This window comes from Microvirga medicaginis (assembly GCF_052658925.1).
Window position 1 is genome coordinate 1 of sequence record NZ_JBQWEL010000067.1, and the last position, 627, is coordinate 627.

Here is a 627-nt window from a genome sequence, read left to right on the forward strand (position 1 = left end):
GTGTCGCGGGGCGCAGACATCATCCGGGTGCACGACGTGAGGGCTCACGTCGAAGCGTGCCGGGTTGCGGATATTCTGCTGAGAGGCCAACCTTGACCGATACGATCATCCTCTCCCGGCTGGCGCTCTATGCCCACCATGGCGTTCACGCCGAGGAGGCGCGCCTGGGGCAGCGCTTTTACGTGAGCCTCACCTGCGCTCTCGATCTCAGGCCCGCCGGGCAGGTGGACGACTATCACCAGTCCGTCTGCTACGCGAGCCTTGCCAAGCTGGCCTATGAGGTCGGCACCACGCGCCGCTTCCACACCATCGAGGGCCTAGCGGAAGCCATTGCCGCAGGCGTGCTGGAACGGTTTCCACGGATTACGTCCCTGACGGTACGGGTCGAGAAGCCTGAGGCGCCGGTTCCGTTCATCCTCGACAGCGTTGCGGTCGAGATCCGGCGCTCGCGCGATGGCTAAGGTGGCGCTCAGCCTCGGCAGCAACTTGGGCGACAAGCGCGGCAACATTGCCAGGGCTCTTTCTGCCCTTGATCGGGGCGGAGCACGGATTGTGGCCCGCTCAGCCGACTTTCGCACCGAGCCGTGGGGGCCTGTTGCCCAGGACTGGTTTGTGAATGCCTGTGCC

Annotated in this window: 2 protein-coding genes; both read left to right on the forward strand. The window is 65.2% G+C overall.

Annotated features, from left to right (window positions below):
• Positions 1-92 precede the first annotated feature (92 nt).
• On the forward strand, positions 93-461 hold the full coding sequence (gene folB / locus ACUXUR_RS26785) for a dihydroneopterin aldolase (RefSeq protein WP_116532275.1): 369 nt from the start codon (positions 93-95) through the stop codon (positions 459-461).
• Positions 454-627, forward strand: a 174-nt coding sequence (locus tag ACUXUR_RS26790) for a 2-amino-4-hydroxy-6-hydroxymethyldihydropteridine diphosphokinase (protein ID WP_445505388.1), incomplete at its 3' end; no start/stop codon positions are given. The genes folB and ACUXUR_RS26790, both read left to right, overlap by 8 nt.